The organism is Pedobacter sp. GW821-FHT01D05 (assembly GCF_059422505.1).
In genome coordinates, this window is sequence record NZ_JBWKXA010000001.1 from 1,293,923 (window position 1) to 1,320,265 (window position 26,343).

Annotated in this window: 18 protein-coding genes, 1 tRNA gene and 1 other RNA gene; 12 read left to right on the forward strand and 8 right to left on the reverse strand. The window is 38.1% G+C overall.

Annotation, left to right across the window (positions count from 1 at the left end; genetic code table 11):
* Window positions 1-105 precede the first annotated feature (105 nt).
* On the reverse strand, window positions 106-1,572 hold the full coding sequence (locus tag AC07VK_RS05320; protein WP_492958836.1) for a glycoside hydrolase family 130 protein: 1,467 nt from the start codon (window positions 1,570-1,572) through the stop codon (window positions 106-108).
* Window positions 1,573-1,723: 151 nt separating this feature from the next.
* On the opposite strand from AC07VK_RS05320, the gene AC07VK_RS05325 reads away from it, so the two are divergent.
* Window positions 1,724-2,791 carry a sensor histidine kinase gene (locus AC07VK_RS05325; protein WP_492958838.1) on the forward strand — a complete coding sequence of 356 codons (1,068 nt, stop codon included), beginning with the start codon at window positions 1,724-1,726 and terminating at the stop codon, window positions 2,789-2,791.
* Here AC07VK_RS05325 and AC07VK_RS05330 read toward each other — a convergent pair.
* Window positions 2,777-3,880: a metallophosphoesterase gene (locus AC07VK_RS05330; RefSeq protein ID WP_492953601.1), complete on the reverse strand. Its 1,104-nt coding sequence runs from the start codon at window positions 3,878-3,880 to the stop codon at window positions 2,777-2,779. The two genes, AC07VK_RS05325 and AC07VK_RS05330, sit on opposite strands and share 15 nt — an antisense overlap.
* A 260-nt stretch (window positions 3,881-4,140) precedes the next feature.
* Here AC07VK_RS05330 and AC07VK_RS05335 point away from each other — a divergent pair, with 260 nt between their 5' ends.
* On the forward strand, window positions 4,141-5,343 hold the full coding sequence (locus AC07VK_RS05335; RefSeq protein ID WP_492958840.1) for a DUF763 domain-containing protein: 1,203 nt from the start codon (window positions 4,141-4,143) through the stop codon (window positions 5,341-5,343).
* A gap of 501 nt (window positions 5,344-5,844) precedes the next feature.
* Here AC07VK_RS05335 and AC07VK_RS05340 read toward each other — a convergent pair.
* Both AC07VK_RS05340 and gltB read right to left on the reverse strand, forming a co-directional pair.
* Window positions 5,845-7,311, reverse strand: coding sequence for a glutamate synthase subunit beta (locus AC07VK_RS05340; RefSeq protein WP_057934405.1), 1,467 nt, complete (start codon window positions 7,309-7,311; stop codon window positions 5,845-5,847).
* A gap of 3 nt (window positions 7,312-7,314) precedes the next feature.
* Window positions 7,315-11,814 (reverse strand): glutamate synthase large subunit, encoded by a 4,500-nt coding sequence (gltB, locus tag AC07VK_RS05345; RefSeq protein WP_492958842.1) that lies wholly within the window; start codon window positions 11,812-11,814, stop codon window positions 7,315-7,317.
* A 423-nt stretch (window positions 11,815-12,237) separates the two neighbouring features.
* On the opposite strand from gltB, the gene ffs reads away from it, so the two are divergent.
* An RNA gene (gene ffs / locus AC07VK_RS05350) (signal recognition particle sRNA small type) lies at window positions 12,238-12,337 on the forward strand.
* Between the two features lie 86 nt (window positions 12,338-12,423).
* Window positions 12,424-13,083, forward strand: coding sequence for a fructose-6-phosphate aldolase (gene fsa, locus AC07VK_RS05355; RefSeq protein WP_025141909.1), 660 nt, complete (start codon window positions 12,424-12,426; stop codon window positions 13,081-13,083).
* A gap of 508 nt (window positions 13,084-13,591) precedes the next feature.
* Here fsa and AC07VK_RS05360 read toward each other — a convergent pair.
* The 3 genes from AC07VK_RS05360 to AC07VK_RS05370 form a co-directional block, all read right to left on the reverse strand.
* The gene (locus tag AC07VK_RS05360; RefSeq protein WP_121287851.1) at window positions 13,592-14,098 is read right to left on the reverse strand and encodes a D-glycero-alpha-D-manno-heptose-1,7-bisphosphate 7-phosphatase; all 507 of its coding nucleotides are present in this window, start codon (window positions 14,096-14,098) and stop codon (window positions 13,592-13,594) included.
* A gap of 162 nt (window positions 14,099-14,260) precedes the next feature.
* On the reverse strand, window positions 14,261-15,547 hold the full coding sequence (locus AC07VK_RS05365) for a sugar MFS transporter (RefSeq protein WP_492953605.1): 1,287 nt from the start codon (window positions 15,545-15,547) through the stop codon (window positions 14,261-14,263).
* Window positions 15,548-15,651: 104 nt separating this feature from the next.
* Window positions 15,652-16,773 (reverse strand): formylglycine-generating enzyme family protein, encoded by a 1,122-nt coding sequence (locus AC07VK_RS05370; RefSeq protein ID WP_492958844.1) that lies wholly within the window; start codon window positions 16,771-16,773, stop codon window positions 15,652-15,654.
* 182 nt (window positions 16,774-16,955) lie between these two features.
* On the opposite strand from AC07VK_RS05370, the gene AC07VK_RS05375 reads away from it, so the two are divergent.
* From AC07VK_RS05375 to AC07VK_RS05410, 8 genes are all read left to right on the forward strand, one after another.
* Window positions 16,956-17,028: transfer RNA gene (locus tag AC07VK_RS05375), tRNA-Lys, on the forward strand.
* A 312-nt stretch (window positions 17,029-17,340) separates the two neighbouring features.
* Window positions 17,341-18,243 carry an SDR family oxidoreductase gene (locus AC07VK_RS05380; RefSeq protein WP_492958846.1) on the forward strand — a complete coding sequence of 301 codons (903 nt, stop codon included), beginning with the start codon at window positions 17,341-17,343 and terminating at the stop codon, window positions 18,241-18,243.
* A gap of 44 nt (window positions 18,244-18,287) precedes the next feature.
* The gene (locus tag AC07VK_RS05385) at window positions 18,288-19,202 is read left to right on the forward strand and encodes a helix-turn-helix domain-containing protein (protein ID WP_492958848.1); all 915 of its coding nucleotides are present in this window, start codon (window positions 18,288-18,290) and stop codon (window positions 19,200-19,202) included.
* A 247-nt stretch (window positions 19,203-19,449) separates the two neighbouring features.
* Window positions 19,450-20,781, forward strand: coding sequence for a Gfo/Idh/MocA family protein (locus tag AC07VK_RS05390; RefSeq protein ID WP_492958850.1), 1,332 nt, complete (start codon window positions 19,450-19,452; stop codon window positions 20,779-20,781).
* 681 nt (window positions 20,782-21,462) lie between these two features.
* On the forward strand, window positions 21,463-21,702 hold the full coding sequence (locus tag AC07VK_RS05395) for a hypothetical protein (RefSeq protein WP_492958852.1): 240 nt from the start codon (window positions 21,463-21,465) through the stop codon (window positions 21,700-21,702).
* Window positions 21,703-21,704: 2 nt separating this feature from the next.
* Window positions 21,705-22,292: an ABC-three component system protein gene (locus tag AC07VK_RS05400; RefSeq protein ID WP_492958854.1), complete on the forward strand. Its 588-nt coding sequence runs from the start codon at window positions 21,705-21,707 to the stop codon at window positions 22,290-22,292.
* Window positions 22,293-22,330: 38 nt separating this feature from the next.
* Window positions 22,331-22,768, forward strand: coding sequence for an ABC-three component system middle component 5 (locus AC07VK_RS05405; protein WP_492958855.1), 438 nt, complete (start codon window positions 22,331-22,333; stop codon window positions 22,766-22,768).
* Window positions 22,755-24,647, forward strand: a complete 1,893-nt coding sequence (locus tag AC07VK_RS05410) for an AAA family ATPase (protein WP_492958857.1) — start codon at window positions 22,755-22,757, stop codon at window positions 24,645-24,647. Before AC07VK_RS05405 ends, AC07VK_RS05410 begins: the two co-directional genes overlap by 14 nt.
* A gap of 218 nt (window positions 24,648-24,865) precedes the next feature.
* Here the strand turns inward: AC07VK_RS05410 and AC07VK_RS05415 are convergent, their stop codons facing one another.
* Window positions 24,866-26,341, reverse strand: a complete 1,476-nt coding sequence (locus AC07VK_RS05415) for a hypothetical protein (RefSeq protein ID WP_492958859.1) — start codon at window positions 26,339-26,341, stop codon at window positions 24,866-24,868.
* Window positions 26,342-26,343: the final 2 nt, after the last annotated feature.

Genomic DNA, 26,343 nt, shown 5'->3' on the forward strand with positions numbered 1-26,343 from the left:
CAGAAATGAACCAGCCTTTTTATGTTGTTTGAAGAATAAGTCGAGATGATCGTCACCCTGAATTTATTTCAGGGTCTATCTAGTCCTTCATGATTTAGATTGAAATTAATTATTCTCTAGTAATTTGGCCAGCAGCAACTCCAGATTTACGCTGGCAAACGAAGAACTGTAATCAGATAAACCATAAGGAATAATTAATTCGCCGTTACTGATAATCGATCCGCAGGAATATACCACGTTGGGCACATAACCTTCACGTTCATCATTATTTGGAATAATCAATGGCTCTTTTAAATGGCCTATTTCTATATTTGGGTTTTCAAGATCCAATAAACTTACACCAATACAGTACCTGCGCATTGGTCCCACCCCATGTGTAATTACAATCCATCCTTTTTCGGTTTCTATCGGAGAACCACAATTGCCGATCTGTACCAGCTCCCAATCGTAGCGTGGTTGTTTTAAAAGAACCGGGTTTTCCCAAACATTAACTTTATCAGAAAACATCAGGTAGTTATTCCAGCCATCTATCCGGCTCATCATCACGTATTTCCCTTTAATTTTTCTTGGGAATAATGCCAGGTTCTTATTTTGTGCACCATCTCCATAAAGTGGAATCACTTTAAACTCGTAAAAATCTTCGGTCTGTACCAGTTTTGGAATAATTAAAGAACCATCGAAAGCAGTATATGTGGCATAGTACAGTACTTTGCCATCATCTTTAACAAATTTTACAAATCGGGCATCTTCAATCCCTTTACGTTCAAATTCTGAAATGGGAAAAATTACCCGATCAGAAATATCTGTATCTTTTGAAAAAGTTATGGTGTGGTAAGTATCTGATAACCAAAGTACCTTGTCGTACTCAATTAATCGTGACGGATTTTCTTTATGTAAGCTTTTAGAATCTTTAATGATATTGCTCAAACTGGTATATTCAAATTTATCATCCAGTTTTGATTCAATTTCTTCCAATACCGAAGGATCAATCTGCGCGTAGGCTGCTTTTTTTAAGAACAGTTTTTTTACATAAATGGCATTCTTCACTACCTCCGCCTCATCTACATAATTCCCAACTGGTAAAACCTGGATATTATTGTTTTTATCAATTAAAGCACGCCTGAAAACAATTGAAGAAATATGCCCCTCACCTACGGCACGAAAGCTAATAATTACCCGCTTTTCGCCTTCTACCAAATCGGTTTGATCGGGGTCGTCTACTATGCTTGGATTAAAAAAAGCTGCCGATTCTATCGAGTATTCATGTGTAAAGTAAGCACCGATCAGCAATCTGGTGTATTCATCAATATCTTCGAATTCTGTACCTAGGGCCGCAAACTGTTTTTTTAATTTTTTACAGTGCCGGGTCAGGATTTTGGTAATGTTCCGGTGTCTTTTAGAATATTCCTGTAAGATAGGCGATATCAGCGAAAACACTTTTTCATCTGAAAACTCTAAAACCTTTCGGATGACTTCTAATGCTCTCTCCTCTCCATTAAAAAAAAAACGTGCAATAACTCTTTTAGTATCTGGGTTAACCTTAACTGGTTTGCGTTCTATGTATAATCTCATTATTTTGCTGTTTTGGTAGTAATTTTAACGCTTTTCGTTTTATATCTTCCAACTTTATATTAACGAAATTTACGACTTAATTGTTTATATTATTTATAGTATTTGGACATAATTTTTACCTTTAACCCTTATCCCTTTTAAAGCAGATAACATGATTTTAACAGCTGAAACCTTGCGTTTAGGAAAATTAAGATACTACGAGATTTTAAGTACACCTGCTGAACATGCTTTTGATCAGATAGCACAATTGGCTGCTGAAATATTTGATGTTCCAAATGCGGGTATATGTTTTCAGACGGATGGCGACATTTTTATGAAAGCCCAAGTGGGATCTTCAATCGAGTCACCTTTAAAAAACGATGCATCTCCTTTTTTTGCCTCTGCTCCGATCAGCTCGCCAGAAGGTTATCCTATCGGCTCGATTTACGTTGCCGATACTAAATTTAAAACAGCCGAAGAGCGGCAGCTAAAAATGCTGAGGCATTTAGCAGGTATGGTAATAGAAAAACTGGAATCTAGAATTGCAACCAGAAGGGCTTTAAGGGCTTACGATGATCGTTTACATGTGCTTATTCATGATCTTAAAAACCCGATGACGACGATTTCACTTCAATCTGAATTGCTGGGACGCATTCCAGGCATTGAAGATAAAGCTTCATTAATTGCCGGTAAGATTAACGCACAATCGAAAAGAATGATCGATAATCTGAATAACATTTTAAGCACTGCCCGGAAAGAAGCTTACTCATTTAAGCCCCAAAAAGCGAAAGTTGACCTGAAAGAGCTGCTCGAAGAGGTAAAGTTTAATTTGGATTTAACGCTTAAACAGAAAAACCAAAACGTTTTGATCGATATTGAAACTCCAGTTGAAATTTTTGGCGATGCTGATAAACTTAAGGTTATTTTTAGCCAATTACTGGACAATGCCATTAAATTTTCTCCAAAAGGAAAGGAAATTAAAATATCACATCAAACTGCAGAAAATGAAGTAACCATTGTAGTAAAAGATAATGGTGTGGGTTTGACGGAAGAAGATCTCGATAAAATTTTCTTAAAATTTGCAACATTAACGGCTATGGCTACCGCGCATGAAAATACCTATGGTTTGGGACTAATCACCGTAAATGCCTTAGTAGATGTACATAAGGGAAGGTTGTGGGTAGAAAGCGAAGGGAAAGATTTGGGTGCAACTTTTTACGTAACGCTACCCATTAAATAAGTTTAAATCTAATAATTCACTAAGTTTCATTTCTTCGAGTAAAATTCTTTCAGGAATAGCATTTCTATGGTACGACCATTTTATTAATCTTATAAAGCCATTCTCGATTTCGATACCAGTCATATCGCCATCATTAAAGCAACAACAACCGCTATTAAAGTAACCGGGTTTGTATTTGCCAAAACGTGGTGTTTTATCTCCCTCTTTTATCAGTTTACGAAGCTCTGCATTTAAAACAGCAAGATCATCAGCATTCTTTTCTTTTTTGGCTTTATTCAGTTTGATGTAAATCCGTTCCAGATGTGTTAACGACGCAAAAACAGGCTGATGTGTATGTCCGGTAATTAAAGCCAGGTTCTTTTTTGTAGCTACCCAGCTGTACATAAGTGTATTATGTGCTGTTTTGAGCTGGTTGCTGTATGCTGGCGTATTCGGGTTAATTTGAAGGTACGACTGCAGTGGAGCCCAAACGGTACTCACAAACCATTTGCTAAACCAGTTTCCATCGCTCTGTAAATCGCCTTGATGGCCATGGGTCAAGAAAATATCGAGTTTAATCTCGCCCACTGGCATTCTTAAGATTGCGCCTTCATAAATGTGGATTTTAGTTCCGTAAATTCTATTGAGGTTAAATCCGGCTAAAGGATCATTATCCCAGTATAAATCGTGGTTGCCGAATATTTTAGTAAAATGGTTTTTTGAAATAAAAGCTTTTTCTGCTTCGAAAGTCTCTTTATTATGTTTAATTACAGATTCAAGTAAATTCTCCCAGAGTTCCTCGCTATCGCCCAAATTTATGTAATGGAAATCTTGCTGGTTGTAATATTCGAGTGCTTTTAAATAATTCTTTTCAGCTAAAGTAAAATCATCGGCATAATCGCGTGCACCTTTATGTTGGTCTGATAAAATGATAAATTTATCCGTATCGGCAACTTCAAAAATAAGTCCCCGTTTACCGGGTGTTGCATTGATGTTTTTGTACAGTTTATTTAAAGCTGCATGAATGCGTTTACGGTTGGGCCTTGAACCAAATTTATTCGACATGCGAATAATCCAGGCACTGAGTAAACGTTGTAAGAGTTTCCGCATGTATAAAATGAGCCTTCGCTAGTATTATTGTTTCTCAAAATAACAAAAAATATCAGCAATCGTTTTTTCTGAAAAGCAATAGTGGTAATTCTTAAGTTAGGTTCGGCCTTGCTTTCCGTTTTATGCCGATGTAAAATCGACATGCTCACTCCAATCAAGTTTAGTTTACTCTGGTTAATCGCTTTTATTAAAGTCAGGTCCTTTCTATCGCCAATAAGATAAGGCCTTATTTTAAATAAAATTTACTAAATTTGTTAGTATTGAAAAGATCAGGAAGCGCAGATTTACCCCTACATTATGGCCATGTACCACCATGGCTGGCGCAGCGTATGGCAACACTTGGCCTGGCCATAACGGAAGCGATACTATTAGAATATGGTAAAGCAGAAGTAATACGCCGCTTAAGCAGTCCTTTTTGGTTTCAGAGTTTAGGCGCTGTAATGGGTATGGACTGGCATTCGTCTGGTATTACGACATCGGTAATGGGCGCTTTAAAGAAATCGATCAATCCCTTATCGAAAGAGTTGGGCATTTACATTTGCGGAGGCAAAGGAAAACATAGCAGAGAAACGCCAAATGAACTTTTAAAAATTGCCGATAAAACGGGTTTAAATGGAACAGCATTGGTTCGGGCCAGTAAACTCAGTGCAAAAGTAGACAATACGGCCATTCAAGACGGTTTTCAATTGTATCTTCATAGTTTTATTTTAAGCAGCGAAGGCGATTGGGCAGTGGTGCAACAAGGCATGAGCGACAGCAGCTCAACCGCAAGAAGATACCACTGGCATTCTGAAAACCTAAAATCTTTTGTCGAAGAACCACATACCGGTATCTGTGGTGTTAATCAAGGCAAGATTCTGAACCTAACGGCTAATGATGCTGATAAAACCAGGCAGCGTATGGTGAGCATTACAGCTGAATCGCCGGTAAGGATGATTAATGAAATACAAAAACTGGTATTGCCAGATCATCATGAGGTAAATTCGAAAGATGTAGATTTAAAACGTTTAGGAAGCATACTGTGGCTAGCCCAGGAAAAGCAACCGGGAGATTTTGAGGAATTATTATTACTCGAGGGCATGGGGCCAAGAACCTTACAATCGATGGCTTTAGTGAGCGAGGTGATTTATGGTACACCTTCCCGATTTAGCGATCCTGCCCGTTATTCTTTTGCACATGGCGGTAAAGATGGTCATCCCTTCCCTGTTCCGGTAAATGTTTATGATGAAACCATAAGTGTTTTGCAGAAAGCAATTGAAAAAGCGAAGATTGGAAATACAGATAAACAACAAGCCATCAAATCGTTGCATCAAATTGCCCGGAATGCAGAAAAAGACTTTGTTCCAAATATGGATTTTGAAAAGGTAATTCAAAAAGAACGTACTGAAAGCTGGAAATACGGCGGCAGAACAGTTTTTGGAAAAGAAAAACCGCCAAAGAATGAGCAATTGAAGTTATTTTAATTTATTTTTCTCGCATGTTCGTCATCCTGAATTTATTTCAGGATCTATTCGTTAGTCATATGTTAAGTATTCATTCTGAAATTTCCGTGGTCTCAGTGTTTCCGTGTCGAAAGATTATTAACAACTAAACAGTATGATAGATGCTGAAATAAATTCAGCATGACGACCGCACTAAAACTTACTAGCTGTAAGATCTCGCTATGACAAGGTTAAGCTCAATAAATTCAGTATTTCCGTGTCAGAAAGTTAATTAATGATTAAACGTCTACAAATAGTTCTCTTTTATAACGAAGATTAACAAGGTTCGCATTTCTAATGCTTAATAAGAATTCTAGTGGCGATAAAATCGCCATTCTCTTGCATCCTCGTTATCAAACGAGGACGATATTTCTTAAAGGCATAAGCTCAGTGCCTCCGTGGCAGAGAATTAACTAAGATTTATTAAAACAAAAAAGGTCGTGGTTTGCACCACGACCCTAAAAATATAGAATTTAAAACCTACTAAGCGTATGCAACTGCATCTTTCGATGCCAGTTTAGTTGTCCCCATTAAGTATTCGTCTACCTTACGGGCAGCTTCTCTACCTTCTGAAATGGCCCAAACCACTAATGATTGTCCGCGGCGAACATCACCTGCGGCAAAAATCTTAGCAATATTGGTTTGGTAAGTGTGTTCAGATGCCTTTACGTTTCCGCGGTTATCCAATTCCACACCCAATTTCTCAATTAAACCTTCTTTTTGAGGATGTAAGAAACCCATTGCCAAAAGTACCAGTTCGCATGGAAGATCTCTTTCGGTACCAGCCACTTCTTTAAAAGTAACCGGACGTCCGTTTGCATCAATTTCCCATTCTACATCAACTACTTTTAATGCTTTAAGGTTTCCTTTTTCATCAGCAATAAAGTTTTTCGTATTTACCGACCAGGCCCTTTGTGCACCTTCTTCGTGAGAAGAAGTATTTTTTAGCAACATTGGGTAATTTGGCCAAGGCATATGCTCGTTACGTGCCTGGGGCGGCATTGGCATAATCTCAAACTGTGTAACCGATTTCGCCCCATGACGGTTTGAAGTACCAATACAGTCAGATCCGGTATCGCCACCGCCAATTACGATTACATTTTTGCCGGTAGCCATAATATCTTCCGCCTCAACGGCTCTGCTCGCTACACGTTTATTTTGTTGCTTCAAGAAATCCATTGCAAAGTGGACCCCTTTAGCCGAACGGCCGTCAATTGGTAAATCGCGTGGAATAGTTGAGCCACCAGCCAATACAATTGCGTTGAAATCGCGTAACAAAGTACCTATCTCAACATTCTCGCCCACATTGGCATTACATTTAAAAATGATACCTTCTTCTTTCATTAAATCGATACGGCGATCCACTACATTTTTCTGTAGTTTGAAATCAGGGATACCATACCTCAATAAACCACCTGGAGCATCATCACGTTCGAAAACGGTAACCTCATGTCCAACCTTATTTAATTGAGCAGCAGCAGCTAAGCCCGCAGGACCTGAACCAATTACAGCTACTTTTTTACCAGTTCTGATTAATGGTGCTTTTGCTTTGATAAATCCTTTTTCGAAAGCAATTTCGATGATGTGTTTTTCAATCTCCTCGATAGAAACCGGCGGGCGGTTAATCCCCAACACACATGCCGATTCGCATGGTGCAGGGCAAATTCTACCTGTAAATTCAGGAAAATTATTGGTGCTTAATAAAATATTTGCAGCTAATTCCCATTTACCCTGATAAACGGCGTCGTTAAATTCTGGTATCACGTTACCCAATGGGCAGCCTGACTGGCAGAAAGGTACGCCGCAATCCATACAACGGGCAGCTTGATTGTTTAATTCTTTTGAGGGTAATTCATTTAAAAATTCCCCATAGTGTTTTACACGTGTTGCAGCCTCTTCTCTAGTTGGCGCAACTCTATCGTATTCTTGAAATCCTGTTACTTTTCCCATGGCCTAGTGTGTTTTTACTTGTTGATTACGTTTGCTTAAAACTGCTTTGTATTCTTTAGGGAATACTTTTACGAAATGAGCAGATTGAGTTTTCCAATCGCTTAAGATAAACTCAGCTACTCTACTATCTGTTAAGCGGATATGTGTTTTAAGTAAAGCTAAAATACGCTCCTCATCTTCAGCTTGTAATGGATCCAGATCAACCATTTCTTTATTGCATTTGCGTGCAAAAGTTCCGTTGGCATCATAAATCCAGGCCACACCACCACTCATACCAGCAGCAAAATTACTTCCGGTATCACCAAGAATCAGCACTTCACCACCAGTCATGTATTCGCAACCGTGATCGCCCACGCCTTCAACAACAGCTGTTGCACCAGAGTTACGTACGGCGAAACGCTCGCCTGCTTTACCACGGGCAAATAACTCACCAGAAGTTGCGCCGTAAAGGGCTACGTTACCGATAATGATATTTTGCTCAGGGATAAAAGTTGAGTTTGAGAAAGGATAAATGGCCAATCTTGCGCCCGATAATCCTTTACCCACGTAATCGTTCGCTTCACCTTCTAGTGATAACGTTACCCCACGGGTATTGAAAGCACCAAAACTCTGTCCGGCCGAACCCACAAATTTAAAATTGATCGTATCTGGAGGTAAACCAGCACCTAAATGAACTTTCGAAATTTCATTTGATAACATGGTACCCAGTGCACGGTCGGTATTTTTCACATCAAAACTGGCAAAAACCGGTTCGTTATGATCAATAGCAGGTTGTGCAGCTGCAATTAATTTATGATCTAAAACATGGTCCAAACCATGATCCTGACCTTCAGTATTAAATAAAGGCAAACCATTTTCTTCTGCTTTATATAATATAGCTGATAAATCAAGGTGTTTCAATTTCCAGTCTTCGGCAGGCAGTTCGCGTACTTTTAAAATATCAGCCTGACCGATCATTTCGTGGATGGTTCTGAAACCTAATTCAGCCATAATCTCACGTAATTCTTCGGCAAGGAAATAAAATAAGTTCACTACATGGTCAGCATCACCGGTAAATAATTTTCTTAATTCCGGATCTTGTGTTGCTACGCCAACCGGACAAGTATTTAAATGGCATTTACGCATCATAATACATCCCGAAGTTACCAGGGCTGCTGTTGCAACACCCCATTCTTCAGCACCTAATAATGCAGCGATAGCGATATCCCTACCGGTTTTAAGCTGACCATCTGTTTGTAACACAATACGGTTACGCAATTTGTTTTTTACCAAAGTTTGGTGTGCTTCCGCCAGGCCTAACTCCCATGGTAAACCAGCATGTTGGATCGAAGTTAAAGGAGATGCTCCCGTTCCACCATCAAAACCAGATACCAGAATCACATCGGCATGTGCTTTAGCAACCCCCGCGGCAATAGTACCAACACCAGCCTTCGAAACCAGTTTCACATTGATCCTCGCTGCACGGTTAGCATTTTTCAGATCAAAAATTAACTGTGCTAAATCTTCGATCGAATAAATATCGTGGTGAGGCGGAGGTGAAATTAAACCAACACCTGGTGTAGAGTGACGAACTTTTGCAATCCAGTCATCTACCTTGTGCCCTGGTAATTGACCACCTTCTCCTGGTTTAGCACCCTGAGCCATTTTAATCTGTAACTCATCAGCATTGGTTAAGTAGTAGCTGGTTACACCAAAACGTGCAGAGGCAACTTGTTTAATTGCCGAGCGCATGCTATCGCCGTTTGGCAATTTAGTATAACGCATTTCATCTTCACCACCCTCTCCGGTATTGCTCTTTCCACCGATACGGTTCATGGCAATGGCCAAGGTAGAGTGCGCCTCGTGAGAAATTGAACCGAAAGACATTGCCCCTGTTGCAAATCTTTTTAAGATTGCCTCGGTTGATTCTACCTCATTTAAAGGTACCGATGGGCGGCTATAGTTAAATTCGAACAATCCACGGATGGTATAAGCTTGTTGCGTTTGCTCGTTTACCAGTTTAGAGTACTGTTTGAAAATATTGTAATCGTTTTTACGTGTTGCGTTCTGCAGCAAGTGAATGGTTTGCGGGTTAAACAAATGCGCTTCACCTTTACGGCGGAATTTATAAGTTCCACCTGCTGGTAATAAGTTTTCGGTTTCTGTTAACGGACCAAAACTGCGGTGATGTTTAATTAACGTTTCTTTTGCAATTTCATCCAGTCCTAAGCCACCAATTCGTGAAACTGCACCGGTGAAATAAGTATTCACTACTTGTTTATTTAAACCTAAAATCTCGAAAATCTGCGCACCCTGGTATGATTGCAAGGTTGAGATTCCCATTTTAGAGAAAATTTTAAGTAAACCGCTATTTACCGCGTAGATATAGTTTTTGGTAAGCTGCTCTGTTGATAAGCCCGATTCTTGTTTAAACTCATTAATGGTTTCCAAAGCCAGGTAAGGGTTAATTGCCGTAACACCAAAGCCCAGTAATGTGGCAAAATGATGTACTTCCCAGATATCGCCAGCCTCTATCACAATACCTACAGCCCCACGGTATCCTTTGCGGATTAAGTGATGGTGTACGGCAGAAACGGCCAATAAAGAAGGCATTGCAGCATGCTCAGAGTCAATAGCCCTATCGGTTAATACAATTACCTGGAAACCATCTTCAACGGCATCAACCGCATAACGGCACAAACGGTCTAAAGCTTTTGCCATAGCACCCGGCTTGCCATCAGCCCTGAAATAAGTCTGTAAAGTTTTCGCCTGGAAAACACCTGTATCAATACTTCTTAACTTTTCTAATTCCTGATTGGTTAAAATTGGATGTTTAATGGCTACACAGTGCGCCTGTTTTGGGGTTTCTTCCAATAAGTTACCCATGCTGCCCATAAAGCTGGCCAAACTCATTACCACTTTCTCCCTGATCGGATCAATCGGCGGATTGGTTACCTGTGCAAATAACTGTTTGAAATAAGAAGATAAATGCTGAGGACGTTTTGACAAAATAGCCAATGGTGTATCGGTACCCATCGAACCGATCGGTTCTTTACCTTCAATGGCCATTGGTTTAAGCAAAAGATCTATATCTTCTCTGCTGTAACCAAAAACCTGTTGATATTTAAAAATAGACTCTGTAGATAAGCCGGTGAACATTACACGTGGCTCAGGTAATTCCTCTAAACGGATCTGGTATTGATTAATCCAATCCGCATAAGGGCTTTTACCACAAACTTCTTCTTTAATTTCGTTATCGCTGATAATTCTGCCCTGCTCCATATCCACCACGAACATTTTGCCTGGCGTTAAACGGCCTTTTTCGATTACGGTACTTTGGTCGATGGCTAATGCACCAGCCTCAGAACCCATAATTACGCGGTCATCAGAAGTAATGGCATAACGTGAAGGACGAAGACCATTACGGTCTAAAGTAGCACCGATTAATTTACCGTCGGTAAAAGCAATGGCTGCAGGTCCATCCCATGGCTCCATTAAAGTAGCATGGAATTCGTAAAATGCCCTTTTAACGGGATCCATATCTTCGTTACCATCCCAGGCCTCTGGCACCAACATCATTAATACATGAGGCAGGGTTCTTCCTGAGTGAAGTAACAGTTCAATAACATTATCTAAACAGCCTGAATCTGAATTGGTTTCATCAATTACAGGCAATAACATGTCTAATTCTTCCGGAGTAAAGTAAGCAGAAGCAAAAGACTTAACGCCTGCTCTAAACCAGTTTAAATTTCCTTGTAAAGTGTTAATTTCACCATTGTGTGCAATAAAGCGGAATGGCTGGGCCAACCTCCAAGAAGGGAAAGTATTGGTTGCAAAACGTGAGTGAACTAAACCTAGAGCAGAAACCATGCGCTTATCGGTTAGATCGGTGAAATATGTACGTACCTGTAGTGAAGTAAGCTGACCTTTATATATAATGGTTTGCGCTGATAGCGAAACAATATAAAAATCTTTACCACCATGAACGGTGTTTACGATCAGTTTAATCAGGTAATTTTTAAAAATATAAAGTTTACGTTCGAAATCGGCCCCTGGCGCTACTGCATAAGGACGGGCAATAAAAACCTGCTCAATTTCTGGTTCAACAGAAAGGGCCATATTGCCGATATCTGTTGTATCAACATCAACTTTTCTAAAACCTAAAATTTCCAGGCCTAATTTTTCGGCGGCACGGTAAATCAATTCTCTGCACTCTTCTCTCGATCTGATATCTTTTGGCATAAATAACATACCTACACCATAATTATTGGTTTCAGGTAGGCTAAAGCCAGCTTTTAAACATTCGTCATAAAAAAATTCGTGAGGAATCTGAATCATAATACCTGCACCATCGCCTGTATTTGGTTCTGCTCCACATGCCCCTCTATGATCTAGATTCTCTAAAATAGTAAGTGCATCAGAGATGATTTGATGCGATTTTCGCCCTTTCACATGTGCAACGAACCCAATACCGCAGGCATCGTGTTCAAATTGCGCATCGTACAATCCACTGTTTGGTTCCATTCTTTGCTCGTTAGTTGTTAGTGTATAGGAAACACTAAGATACGAAAAACAAATCTTAAATTACAGAGTTGACACGATTTTTAGAAAAATTTTAGTCCTTAAGCAATTTAAAGCATTAGGATTAAAAAAATGATAATGATATTGATGAATATTTATCAGATTGATAATGACAATATTGTACAATAAATTCACTTTTTCTGCCAAATTCCAGCCTAAATCGTTTTATTCAAATGATTTATTTGTGAATATTTAATTCATATACAAATATCTTGCTTAAAAAAATGTTTATCTTGTATTTCCTTCTATAATTTAAAAATACACATTTTGATTTTATTAATTTACTAATCAGCCACATAGCCTAAAAGAGAAAAAAAATACAAAAATGCGTTTTGCGAAACAACTTCTTTTTCTACCTTTGTGGCCGGGCAAGTCTTTTACGACCAGCTCCCTTTGAACTCCCCCAGGGTGGGAACACAGCAAGGGTAGAAGGTTGTAGCGGTGCGATAGAAGGTGCTTGCCCTTTTTTTCTTTTCCCTTAATCCCCTGAAGGGGGAATTAAATTCTTCAGGGTTCAATCATAGAAACTCAAATATTTAAGAATTTATAAACATGAAATTTTTTATTGACACAGCAAATCTTGATCAAATCAAAGAGGCGCAAGATCTTGGCATTTTAGATGGCGTAACCACCAACCCTAGCTTAATGGCGAAAGAAGGTATTACCGGCGAACAAAATGTAATTAACCACTACAAAGCGATTTGCGATATTGTTGATGATAACGTAAGTGCTGAAGTTATTGCGACTACTTTCGATGAGATTGTTAAAGAAGGTGAAGCGCTGGCCGCTTTAAACCCGAAAATCGTAGTAAAAGTTCCAATGATTAAAGATGGTGTTAAAGCCATTAAATATTTCTCGTCAAAAGGAATCAAAACAAACTGTACTTTAATTTTCTCTGCCGGACAGGCATTATTAGCCGCTAAAGCCGGAGCTACTTATGTTTCTCCGTTCTTAGGCCGTTTAGATGATATTTCTAGTGATGGTTTGGTTTTAATTGAAGATATCAGAACTATTTTTGATAACTACGGTTACGAAACTCAGATTTTAGCTGCATCAATCCGCGGACCATTACACATTGTAAACTGTGCTAAATTAGGTGCTGATGTAATTACTGCACCATTGGCTGCTATTGTTGGTTTATTAAAACACCCATTAACAGATAGCGGTTTAGCTACATTTTTAGCTGACCACGCTAAAGCTGCTGGGAAATAAGAATTATAAAGTCGAGAGTCTTTAGTCCTAAGTCTTGAGTCGGATTTCCGGTTCAAAACTTAGGATTTTTTGTTTCATGGACACCTTACGAAATTTCAATGGGCAAACGCGTGGAAGGATTTCGTAAGTATAGCAAAGAGTAGTAGAAATCAGCAGGTTTCTGGCTGACGAAGTTGTTCATCCGCTCCTTCTCTCTAAACTTTGTAAGTTATTGCGATTTTCTTTTTTGGAGTGCAGAAACAGTGCTCGTCGGTGGCTGTAGTCCAGCTTTCCATTATATTCCGGTGAATGCCAGATAAAGATAAATTAACCGAATACCGGAATGCCATTTCAATCAGGTCTAGGGGGCAGTAATAGAAGTTCTTTTGCCAGTTTAGAAATTCTGTAAAATGATTCTGCGTTAACGATGGAAACGGCATCCTTTTTGGCTGTTATCCTGAGCGTAGTCGAAGGACAGCCAAAAAGATACAGTGTACAGCGTGTTAAAACGCCCAAATGATAAAAGACGCTAGACTAAAGACTCCCGACTAAGGACTTCTTTAATTTTCTCATAACTGATCTGCTCATCAGGTTCGATTAGAATCCCCTTTACTCCTGCCCCATTTGCAGCTTCAACATCTCTTGGTTTATCGCCGATCATAATAGATTGAGCCGGGTCGATATCGTACATATCAATTGCATCTAAAATCATTCCTGAAGCAGGTTTTCTACACTTGCACTCGCCGCCAACGGTTGGATGATGCGGGCAATAATAAAAACCTGCAATATCAGCTCCTTTAGCCACAAAAGCGTTGCGGAGCATTTGGTGCATAATGGCCAGCTCCTGTTCGGTATAACGTTTTAAAGCAATACCGCCCTGGTTGGTAATTACGATTAAAAGATAACCTTCGTCGAACAGTTTTTTTAATACCGGAATCTGGTAATCCAGGATTTTAAAATCTTCAACACGGCAGATGTAATCGTATATTTCGTGATTGAGTACACCGTCACGGTCGAGAAAAATAGCTTTATTCATTATTGAGTTATGAGTATGGTAATATAAGTATTAAGATTTGGGTATTGAGTAGCAAGATCCAACCTCGCTCATAATTTCGCCAAAATAACTGAAAATTAAGGACAAAAGAAAGCCCAATCTAATTAAAGACCGGGCTTAATCATAAAATTTATTTGGTTTTGGTTATTTCAAATTCAATCCTGCTTTATGGCCTTTTATAGCAAAATACAGAATGTATAAGTAACATGGTAATACAGTTAAAAGATAGGCCAACTGAAAGTTGATATGTAATTTTTCATTTAAGAAAGCATATAATAACGGCATTAATGCACCGCCTGCAATACCCATAATCATAATCGCCGAGCCTATTTTGGTAAATTTACCCAAGTGGCTAATGCCCAGCGGGAAAATTGCCGGCCACATTAATGAATTGGCTAAACCCAATAGGGCTACAAAAATTACGGCAAACCAGCTAGAGATTGCAAAAGATAAAATGGTAAATATGATACCTAAAATAGCACAGATTCTAAGGGCTTTTTGCTGAGAGATATATTTTGGAATCGTAACAATACCAATAATATAACCGATTAACATACTGAAAAGCGTGATAGAGGTTAACTTTCCGCTAATCTCTGCGCTAATGCCTAACTCGCGACCATAAATACCGATAATATCGCCAGCCATAACCTCTGCGCCTACATATACAAAAATACAAAGTGCACCCAGGAACAAGTGTGGGAACTGAAAGATACTTGTATGTTTTACTACCTCTCCTTTGCTTTCGTCGATCACATCTTCTTCTACTTCAACCTCCGGAAGGTTGGTGAATTTAATAAAAACGGCAAAAAGGCAGAAAACGATCGCTAAAACAATGTAGGGCATATTTACACGGCCTAAAACATCATTTAATAACTGCTCGTGCACAGCGCCGGTAGCGGCCTTGATCTGTTTCTCTACTTCTGAAGCATTTTTCAAAAACAGACTGCCCATAATCAAAGGCACAATCATTCCGGCAAATTTATTACAGATACCCGCAATACTGATCCGTTTTGCAGCACTTTCTATTGGGCCGATAATCGTTAAGTAAGGGTTTGATGCGGTTTGCAACAAAGCTAACGCAGCCCCCTGAACAAAAATTCCGGTTAAAAACAAACCAAAGGTTCTGGTTTGGGCCGCAGGTATAAATATCAAAGAACCCAGGCCTAAAATAACCAAGCCTAAAACAATTCCATTTTTAAAGCCAACTTTTTTAAGTATCCATGATGATGGCAGTGCTAAAAAGAAGTAAGCCATATACGATGCAAAGGTTACGAAGAAGGCCTGTAGGTTTGATAATCCGAAAGATAATTTAAAGAAAGGAATTAATGTTCCGTTTGCCCAGGTTACAAATCCAAAAATAAAGAATAGGGCACAAATGATAATAAGTGGTTTAGGCCCTTGCGTTTGACCAGGTTTAGTTGTTTGTTGCATAAAGTTTTGGTTCGGTTTAATTTGTTCGGGCCAAACTAAACAATAATATTTAATAAAATAAGGATCAAACGTTTGCGTAATTTCAACTTTAACAGAAAAGGGCTTTAGTTGGTGCTCACGCACCTAAAACCCGTGTGCTCTAGGCCTGTATCAACAGAAGTTTTCATTCTCGAAGTTACCCGGTAACCTTTACAATAAGAGGCATTACACATAAAAGAACCACCCCTTACCACTCTTTTAGGTATAGTTGGTTCCATAGGATCGTAGCTATCTGACGGACCTTTAGGATTGGTGCTCAACCCTGAAAGCGTGCTATAATAATCGGGCCGGTACCAATCGCTGCACCACTCCCATACGTTGCCCGCCATATCATAGAGTCCATAACCGTTCGGCTTAAATTTTTTCACTGCAGCTAAACCATTAAAACCATCCCAATTGGTGTTTTTAACAGGAAAGCTCCCCTGCCAGGTATTGGCTTTTACTTTACCTTTTTCTATATCTTCGTTCCCCCAGGGATATTTTTCATTTTTCAAAGCACCTCTCGCGGCGTACTCCCACTCTGCCTCAGTTGGCAACCGTTTACCCGACCATTTACAATAGGCCATGGCATCATCCCATGATACGTGTACAACCGGAAAGTTTTCTTTTCCTTTAATATCGCTGCCCGGCCCATGAGGATGTTTCCAATTGGCACCTTTAACCCAACGCCACCATTGTGAGGCATCGTTTAAAGAGGTAACACTTTTAGGCTGATAGAAAACCAAAGATGCTGCAACAAAAACACTGTCAGGCGGTTTGGGCGTACCTGCCGGAAGCTGTTTTTTCATTTCTTCCCAATCTGGCTTACGTTCGGCCGTAGTAAGATATCCGGTCGCATCTACAAACTTTTTAAAACTGGCATTGGTTACTTCGGTAGCATCAATCCAGAAAGAAGAAACTTTAACCCGATGCTGTGGGTATTCATCATCTCTACCCTCTTTATCAGAAGCGCCCATGGCAAACTCGCCTGCTGGAATTAAAACCATGCCTTCATGACTTACGTTATTATTGGAAGCGAAACTTGAAGAATCTTTTACCGCCCCAAGACGGCTTGGCATATTTTTTTCGCATGAGGCTAAAGAATCTTGCTTGTGTTTAGCCTGTTCTTCTTCCTTAGCGTGCTTAGATTGACAAGAAAGTATAAAAAGAAGCGGCAAAAAAAACAAAGCAGAAAGAAATCTATGCATGATTGATATTAAATTAGGAGCGATAAAAATATCAATTAAGTTTAAAAAAGAGAAGCTAAATAATTAATTCGCCTATAAATCAATACACTAACACATTTGGCGATTTTTTATTTGCAGGAAATGCTTCATAACCCTATATTTGCACCACTTTAAAGGAAACGGATAACGTTTTAAGCAAAGTAGATTCCGTAGCTCAGCTGGTAGAGCATTACACTTTTAATGTAGTGGTCCTGGGTTCGAATCCCAGCGGGATCACAGAAATCCTCCAACGAAAGTTGGGGGATTTTTTGTTTAAAAGGGATTCGAACCCGGGTTCGAACTTTTTCTTGAGCAGGTATGAGCATGGCTAGCGCGAGCGAAAAATCCCAGCGGGATCACAGAAAACCTCACAGAAATGTGAGGTTTTTTTGTTTTATTCCTGCTGAAATTCGAACAGAAGCGCCGGCCGGGGTTCGATTTGTAAAACACTAAATAGGTAATAATCGCATTTCGGCTACAAGAAAATACTTTTCGGCTACAACCGTACAGAAACGATAGCTGAACTTTGCATCATTAAATAATATCAAAATGAAAGTATTTGTTACAGGCGCTACAGGTTTCGTAGGAACTGCCGTAGTACAGGAATTATTAGCCCATGGGCACCAGGTTTTGGGATTGGCCCGTTCGCAAGAATCAGTAAAGAAATTGATTGCCGCAGGCGCAGAAGCACATAGCGGAGATTTAAATGATTTTGAAAGTTTGAAATCAGGAGTTATCGCTTCAGATGCAGTGATTCATTTAGGATTTGTACACGATTTTGCAAGGTTCGAGGAAATGTGTAAACTTGATGGAAAAGTGATTGAAACAATAGGCGAAGCTTTATTGGGAACAGACAAACCTTTTCTCATCACTTCAGGAACTGCACTTTTTTCAAAAGACGGAATCACAACCGAAAAAGACCTTTCCGCAAACCATCCGCATCCCAGAATTGCAACAGAAAATGCAGCTGATGCTGTAGCGGCAAAAGGTGTGAAAGTTGCCGTTATAAGACTCTCTCCAGCTGTTCACGGTAAAGGAGATGTAATTGGTTTTGTTCCGACTTCGATCAATATTGCAAAAGAAAAAAGAAAGGCTGCCATTATTAACGATGGCCGTAATTTCTGGCCTGCTGTGCACGTACTAGATGCAGCAAAATTGTACCGATTAGCTTTGGAAAAACCTTTCATAATCGGGACAAGATATCATGCAGTTGCAGAGCAGGGAATTCCATTTAAAGATATTGCAACTTTTATTGCAGAAAAATTGCAGATTCCACTTGTGTCCCTTACGAACGATGAAGCAGTAGAACATTTCGGCTGGTTTGCACATTTTGTAAAGCTTAATAATCAGACTTCGAGTGAAGCAACTAAGGTAACATTAGGTTGGAAACCTCAACAGCCAACTTTGATGGAAGATTTGCAAAATGATGTTTATTTCGCTGAGGTAAGATAGTCTGTACCTTTATATTCATTAAATTTGATTAAATATTTAAACTGATGTCTGATTCGCCGTTAAGAATAAAAACCATCCCTCAATTTCATACTTTACGTGGCTTGCCAAAGCCAAAACATCCGCTCATCAGTGTGATTAATTTTGAAGATATGGCGCCGGCTTTGGAAAGCGGAAAGCAGCGTTTAATGTTTGATTTTTATATGATTTCTGTTAAGCGGGATATGGATCATAAATATATATATGGGCAGCAAGATTACGATTTTGATGAGGGGGTAATGTTCTGTATGGCTCCACATCAGATCTTGAGCGTTATACGAGAACAGAATGGCAAAAATCCGTCCGGGTGGATGATGATGATTCATCCGGATTTTCTTTGGAACACGCCCTTGGCTAGCGCAATCAGGAAATATGAATTCTTTGACTATTCTGTCAATGAAGCATTATTCTTATCCGAAGATGAAGAAATAAAAATCCAGCAAATTACTGATAATATCAAGCAGGAATATCAAACCAACATTGATAAATTCAGCCAGCGCATTATTATTTCTCAGTTGGAAACGCTTCTGAATTATGCTCAAAGATTTTATCAGCGACAGTTTATTACGCGTCACAAAGCGCATCATCAGTTTTTAGAACGTCTGGAAATTCTGCTCAAAGATTATTTCGAAGGAAATCATCTCAAAGAACAAGGTTTGCCAAGTGTCCGGCTTCTTTCAGACAAATTCAATATGTCGCAATACTATATGAGGAGCCTTTTGAAAACTTTAACCGGACAAACCACACAACAGCACATCCACGAAAAGCTGATTGAAAAAGCCAAAGAAAAGCTCTCCACCACTGAACTTTCAGTAAGTGAAATTGCTTACGAATTGGGGTTTGAGCATTCCCAATCCTTTAGTAAACTGTTTAAAGCTAAAACTGATATTTCACCTCTGGAATTCAGGAAGTCGTTAAATTAAAATTATTCCAAGTCTTCTTAATTTTAGTTAAGTTTTATTCACAGGACAGAAAGTTTGTGAGACTTTTCAATAAAAATGTTTCATCAATAGTAGTTGCAGCTAAAACGTACCGAAAAAAAATGGAGAGCGGTTAGGTGAGTCAATATGGACAAAGATATGGGTAACATTCTTATTAATTTTACGATATCCTGGATGCTCCGCTAATTATTTTGTAATTTACTTTCAGTATAAATCTAACCTAAATTAAATGTTAAACCGTAGAAATTTCCTCCACTACGCTGCAACCGCAGTGGGAACCACTGCCCTGCTTTCTGCCTTAGACAATCCTGCCTATGCCCTTTTCAGTAAAACGATTGGCGCAAACGATCAAATCAATATTGGTGTAATCGGAATCAAAGGCATGGGATGGTCCGACCTCAAAGCGGCCCTTAAAGTACCGGGCGTAAACCTGATCGCCCTGTGCGACAGTGATGCCAATGTGCTTGATGAAAGGATAGCCGAATTAAAATCGATGAATGTTGACGCCGCAAAAGTAAAAAGATATAAAGATTATCGTGCGCTGCTCGATAATAAAGATGTCGACGCTGTAATTATCGGCACACCCGATCACTGGCATGCCCTGATGATGATCCATGCCGTACAGGCAGGTAAAGATGTGTATGTTGAAAAGCCGGTCGGCAACTCTATTGTCGAATGCAGTACCATGGTCAAAGCGCAGGAAAAATACAATAAAGTTGTGCAGGCAGGTCAATGGCAGCGCAGTCAGCAACATTTTAAAGATGCGGTAGATTTTGTAAAGAGCGGCCAGCTGGGAAATATCAGAACGGTAAAAGTATGGTGTTACCAGGGCTGGATGAAACCTGCGCCCATAGTGCCTGATACCCTACCCCCTGCAGGCGTTGATTATGCCATGTGGCTTGGGCCGGCAAATAAAAGAGCATTCAATGCCAGCAGATATCACTTCAATTTCCGCTGGTTTTGGGATTATGCCGGTGGCTTAATGACCGACTGGGGCGTGCATTTACTGGATTATGGCTTGCTGGGTATGAACTCACCTGTACCAAAAACCATATCAGCATTAGGTGGCCGCTTCGCCTATCCCGATCTGTATGAAGAAACGCCTGATACGCTGACTACCTTATATGAGTTTGACAAGTTCAACATGGTATGGGATTCTGCCATGGGTATAGATAACGGCTCTTATAACCGCAACCATGGCATTGCCTATATCGGTAACAACGGCACGCTGATCCTCAACAGGCAAGGCTGGGAAGTTATTGAAGAAAAGGTAAGCGGCAATAAAGTGAGCAAGCCCTTTGTTAAATCTTCAGATAATGGACTGGACAATCATATGGTCAATTTTTTTAGTGTGGTCAGATCCAGAAAAAAAGAAGAACTGAACTGCTCCATACAGGATGCTGCGCATGTAGCTACCGTTGCCCAAATGGGAAATCTTGCCTTCAGAAGCGGACAAAAATTATCATGGGACCATGCCAAACATCAGTTTACAGACCAGAAGGTAAACGATAAATACCTGTTGGCTCAGTATCACAACGGTTACAGCTTGCCTAAAGTTTAAGCCTACAGTTTAAACAGATCAGGAGGTATACATTTCCCTCTGGGATCACAGTAAAGATTATCGAAATATATAAAACCCTGCAATCGCGCGATTAGCAGGGCTTTTGCTTTTAGGAAATTGCCAGAACTCGCACGAAATCTTGCTCTACGGATTAGTAAATAGAACAGCGTCTGTGACTCGCTTTTATTTGAGTTTATAAGTTCAATTTATTCTAATATCCGTAGAGACGCTGCGCTTAACTCTACGGACAGAGGGTGAAATCTTTTGGCAAAAACTTCGGTCGTTTTTCTTGGCAAAACGGGAATATGTGATAGTTTAAAGTGTCCATTCAGAAAATCCCTGCAAGTTTTATACTAAGTTTTTCGATTTCTGCTTTTTAGCTTTGGATGAGATTGTATTTTTCGGAGATAACGATATATGGTGGTCTGGCATTCTATTGGTCGATACCTTTCAATATTTCTGGAAGTGTTGGAGCTTTTCAAGGTTTTGCCTGGAGAAGATACAGAACTTAATATATTTTACTAAAAAAATTAGCATTAATATTATTTTATGTTTAGCTTTATTCCTTCCATTTATCAACATTCTTTAATTATGTTGATAAATATTAACTTTAGTATACATCTAAGCTTATGAGATTAATTAAGAAATTGTTACTTTGGCTAAATTCAAAAATTTACGCTCATGTCAAAATTCGTAAAGTACTCTTTAATTCTCCTTAGCACTATAGTGTTCTTAGCATCTGCTATTTGGTATTATAATGTAAGAGATTATGAACCCCTTATTGCCTTAACAACTTCAATCATTGCCCTAATAGGTCTTCCCTTTATTAAGACCAGGGATGGTGGTAATATTAAAATGAAGCAAAAGGCAGGTGCTAACTCAACTCAATATCAGTCTGGCGGTGATATGAACATTCACTAGTAATGGCTTTAAAAAGAGAACAAAGTCAGGAGGCTGGCGCAGGTTCAACCCAGATTCAGGCAGAAGGTGACATAAACTATCAACCCACAACTATATACAATCCACCTGAACCAATTTCAGGAGGTGCATATCAAAAGTTAGTTGACGGATATAATAAGGAACGTGAATCAGGGGATACTACTTTAAATACTATCATAGATAAAATACAAAAATACAGTGATGTAATTGATACTGAATTTATTGGCTTGCCGAAAAAATTAGAAGATGGTGGATTTGAAAGTGACATCAAAATGGCTATGAGATTGAAGGAAGAATATACTAAGTATTTGTATCAGAACAACTTTTCAATTGCTAAACAAAAAATTCATGGATATCTACTAGCAAAAATATTCGTTGCTTTTGATTTATGTGTAGTAGAAGCTATTAGAGAGAGAAAATCAAAATTAGAAATCAAAGACATTCTTTTGGAAAAGGTCATTAAGCCTATAGAAGATGAATTAGGTATTGATAACGTCCTGGACTTATATAGAGATGACGTATTAGGAATGGTATATTTTTTAACGGGCAACTGCCACATTAGCTGGAAATAATGTTAATTTATCACCCTGCATTTGATAATTATCATTGTATGATAAGAATATTAAAGGTTTTGGAAAATCTTCCAAAGCAGAAATATTCATATGATAGAATAAGGATATATGACTACTTTTTCCTCTTCCCAAATGATTTGAGAAAGATAACAATACCTACAGCCCTTAGACATTACAAAGTTATTAAAGCGGAAAACAAATATAATATAATCCATAATCCTATTGAGGTTTTTAGAAGGATTTCAGGTTTCCAATATTTAGCTTTAAATGCATTAGCATCCTATGACTTAATTGACAATGCATTATTTCAAAAGAAAATTATTTTAAGGACAGACAAACAAATTCCGTTTGAATTAAATTTAAGAGATTTTGAGCAGAAGTATCTCGAATTTTTGAATAGCTATGCCAGCAAGCTAGCACTTAAAGAATTAAAAGAACGTACAAAACTTATGGAATATAGATATGAGCTCTCTTAAACTAAATCAGTTACTAGTTTCCAAAAATGGTAAGGAAGTTTATAATGAAAAGTTTCATAGCGGAATTAATATAATTAGAGGGCATAATAGCTCTGGAAAATCAACTGTGTCCAATTTTATTTTTTTTGCTTTAGGTGGGGAATTTTTAAATTGGTTACCTGAAGCATTATCTTGTGATTTTGTTGTAGCTGAAGTTACTATTAACGATAAGATATTAACTCTAAAGAGAGCAATAAGCGATAGTGGTCGACGACCTATGGCTATATATATCGGCACATTAGAGCAATCATTAAATTCTGCTATAAATGGCTGGATAGTTCATCCATATAACAAGAATGATAATAATGAGAGTTTCAGTCAGCTATTATTTAAAATTTTAAATTTCCCCGAAATATCTTCAGATAATGAAGAGACTATAACGATAAATCAAATCCTACGACTTATATATATTGACCAGTTATCATCCCTTGATGGTTTAATGAGAAATGAGGATTTTGACTCACCAACTGTTAGACAAGCGATTGGCTACCTACTTTTAGGGACTTATGATGACATATTGCTTAGAAAGCAGATGGAATTAAAAGAACGTAAAAAAGAACTAGTCAATATTGATAAACAAATAACTGCAATTGAAGATGTTTTAAAAAATTCTGAATTTGAACTCCATTCTGAAAAGATACTTCAGACAAAGCAAAAAAAAGAAACCGAACTAAACAACATAAATGCGAAGTTAGCTGAACCCGTTGTAAATAAAAATACTGGTACTGAAACACAAAAATCTCTAGAAAACTTTCGGATTAGCCTTACTAAAGCAAAGAATGAATTTAATCAGGTAGCAAATCAAATAGATATTTTAAATCTAGATATAATAGATAGTAGAGAATTTATTAGTGAAGTTGAAGAAAAAATTATTGCAATTAATGAGTCTCTTAATGCAAGAGAAAGTTTCAAGGATATCAATATTTCCTACTGTCCAGTTTGTTTAGGAAAACTTACCAATGAAGAAGCAGATAATATCTGTCACTTGTGCAAAGCTGAAAAAGAACCTGAAGCAACAAACTCCAAAGTTTTAAGAGCTAAATTAGAACTTGATGCTCAACTTAAAGAGTCTAAAATATTATTTCAAGATAAAACAATCCAACTCACTGAACTTACAGATATATTAGATTCAATTAAAAAGACAATTAAAACTATTCAGACAGACTACGATATTTTTATAAATCAAACAAGAACCACCACGGAAAGCTTTTATGACAAGTTATTAGAGCAAAAAGGCAAATTAAAGTCTGATATAGAATTTTTAGATAAAGAAATGCAGTTGCATAACTCCTATTCCGCATATATGGTGCAAAAGTCTGCACTTAAATCAAGGATAGGAATTTTAGAGTCTGAAACCAACCTTTTAGCAGGTAATCAAGAAAGAAAAACCCAAACTGTATTTGCTTCTATTCAAAAATACACCTTAGAATTACTAAAAGGAGATGGTGAGTATGAGTCTACATTCGTAGACGGAAAAAATGTAACATTGTCTTTCTCAAAAAATAGTTTTTATTTAGATGGAAGAAACAGATTTTCCGCTAGTTCTATGGTATTGCTAAAGAACTGTGTTAGGTTTGCGATATTTTTTGCTTCTATAGAGCTAGATTTCATGAGGTATCCTAAATTTATCCTATGTGACAATATAGAAGACAAAGGAATGGAAGAAGCCAGAAGTAAGAACTTTCAGAAAAATATTGTCAATATAGCTAATTCAGAAAAATTCGCAGACAAGGACTTTCAAATGATTTTTAGCACTTCTATGATTAACGATGACCTAAACATAGAGCCATATACAATTGGTGAATTTTATGATGAAAATAATAAAACCCTAAAGTTATAGTCCCTATTTAAATTCTTAGACACTATAAGGATTGCAAGGAAATGCAGTCCTTTTTTTATCCTAAATTTCAAAGCCATGCAAATGGGAGAAATGCAGAAAGAAAAAGCCAAAATCAAAATAGTGCTTCAAGGGAGTAGTAGCTTAGAGAAAACGATGTTATTACTTATAGTTAAATTTAGTTGACAGATAAGATTTTAGTTTAACGGTCTGAAATCGAATTAATCTATAATTACTTTAAAAACTCGCTCAATTCTTGTCCATGTAGCCCCTGAAGGCCATTCTCCTTTGGCTTGATTTACTGGCTCCTTTAAAAGTTCAAATTCGGTTAATCTTGAAAAAGACTTAACAAAACTATCAATTCTTGCCGTTTTGGTATCGTTTAGCAGTGGACTTACCACTACAAAATAATTAATACCTTGAAATCTGCTCTTGATTAGTTTAATAAGATTAGGAAGAGAGAAAAAATCAATGTCAAGAATATTAGAAAATAGGTGTAGATGTGTGGTACCTTTTATATCTTTAAAATCTTCTGGTTCCACTGAATCAAGGTCTTTATTAACTGTAATAACCTTCAATTCGGAGTTATACTTTTTTGAGTGTAATGCCGCTCTTGATAGTGCTATTGATGATGGCTCAATAAGTACGGCATGTGCAGAATCAAGTTCAATATTATTCTTGTCGAGAAATTCCTGAAGGACCATAGTAGCCATCCCTTGACCACAACCCCAGTCAACAAGATTTAAATGTTTTGAAAATATATCTTCTGGTAAAACTGAAAAGGCTTCCATGAGTTTCTTAAAATGCATGTTACCAAAACTGTACATGTAAGCAGCTAACTGACACTCTGTATCCAGTATTTGCACCCCGCGCTGTAGAGACAATCTAATAGCTTCAGTTCCACAGGTTTGATATTCTCGTACTGATACTTGTCTAATATCTGAAAAATGGTTGTTAAGAGGTTCTATTTTTTTAGAATAAATTGTGCCTTCTTCAATAAGAGGTTCTTTACTGCGTTCGGCAACTGCAATCCCTCTATCCAAAAATGTATCAAGTAATTCCTGAATGTGAGCTGTAGAAAAGTCTATTGAAGCTGTATCTGTCTTCAGTATATCCCAAACCAAAGGCCTGTTCAGGAATGAATTCTCGTCGGCAGCTAAAGTCTGGTTGATCTTTTTTCTAATTGCTTCAGACAAACCCGGATTATACGGACCAAAGTCGAGAATAGCTTTAAGGTAATAGTTAACGAGTGTAGATAAAACCTTATTTTCGTTATCTTCTTCTTCTTCCAAGGACAAGCTTAACTGATTATATATATTTTCGTATCTCGACAGATAAGTATCAGCATCATCTACATCAACAAGGAATTGCGCGGAAGCTTTTAATCTGCCCGGATATTCATACAAATGACCATCTAAGAAATTTAATAAATATCTAAATGGCGAGGTTAAGTTAAGTCTCTCAGAAACTTCAAGCAACAAGGCAATAAATGCCAAGTTATTTCCACTGACAGGCAAATTTAGAATAACCCTTCTTTTGAGGGTCAAAAGGCTTTTTATTACAGGCAGATTTTTCTTAAGATCTGCATCTGGTGTCCACGTAAAAAATTCATAAATTGTATCAAAATTTTCTTGGATATATGTATCTAGCGATGCTGCATCTATAGCTGCATCGATTAGTTCTTTTAAGAGCGTCATTA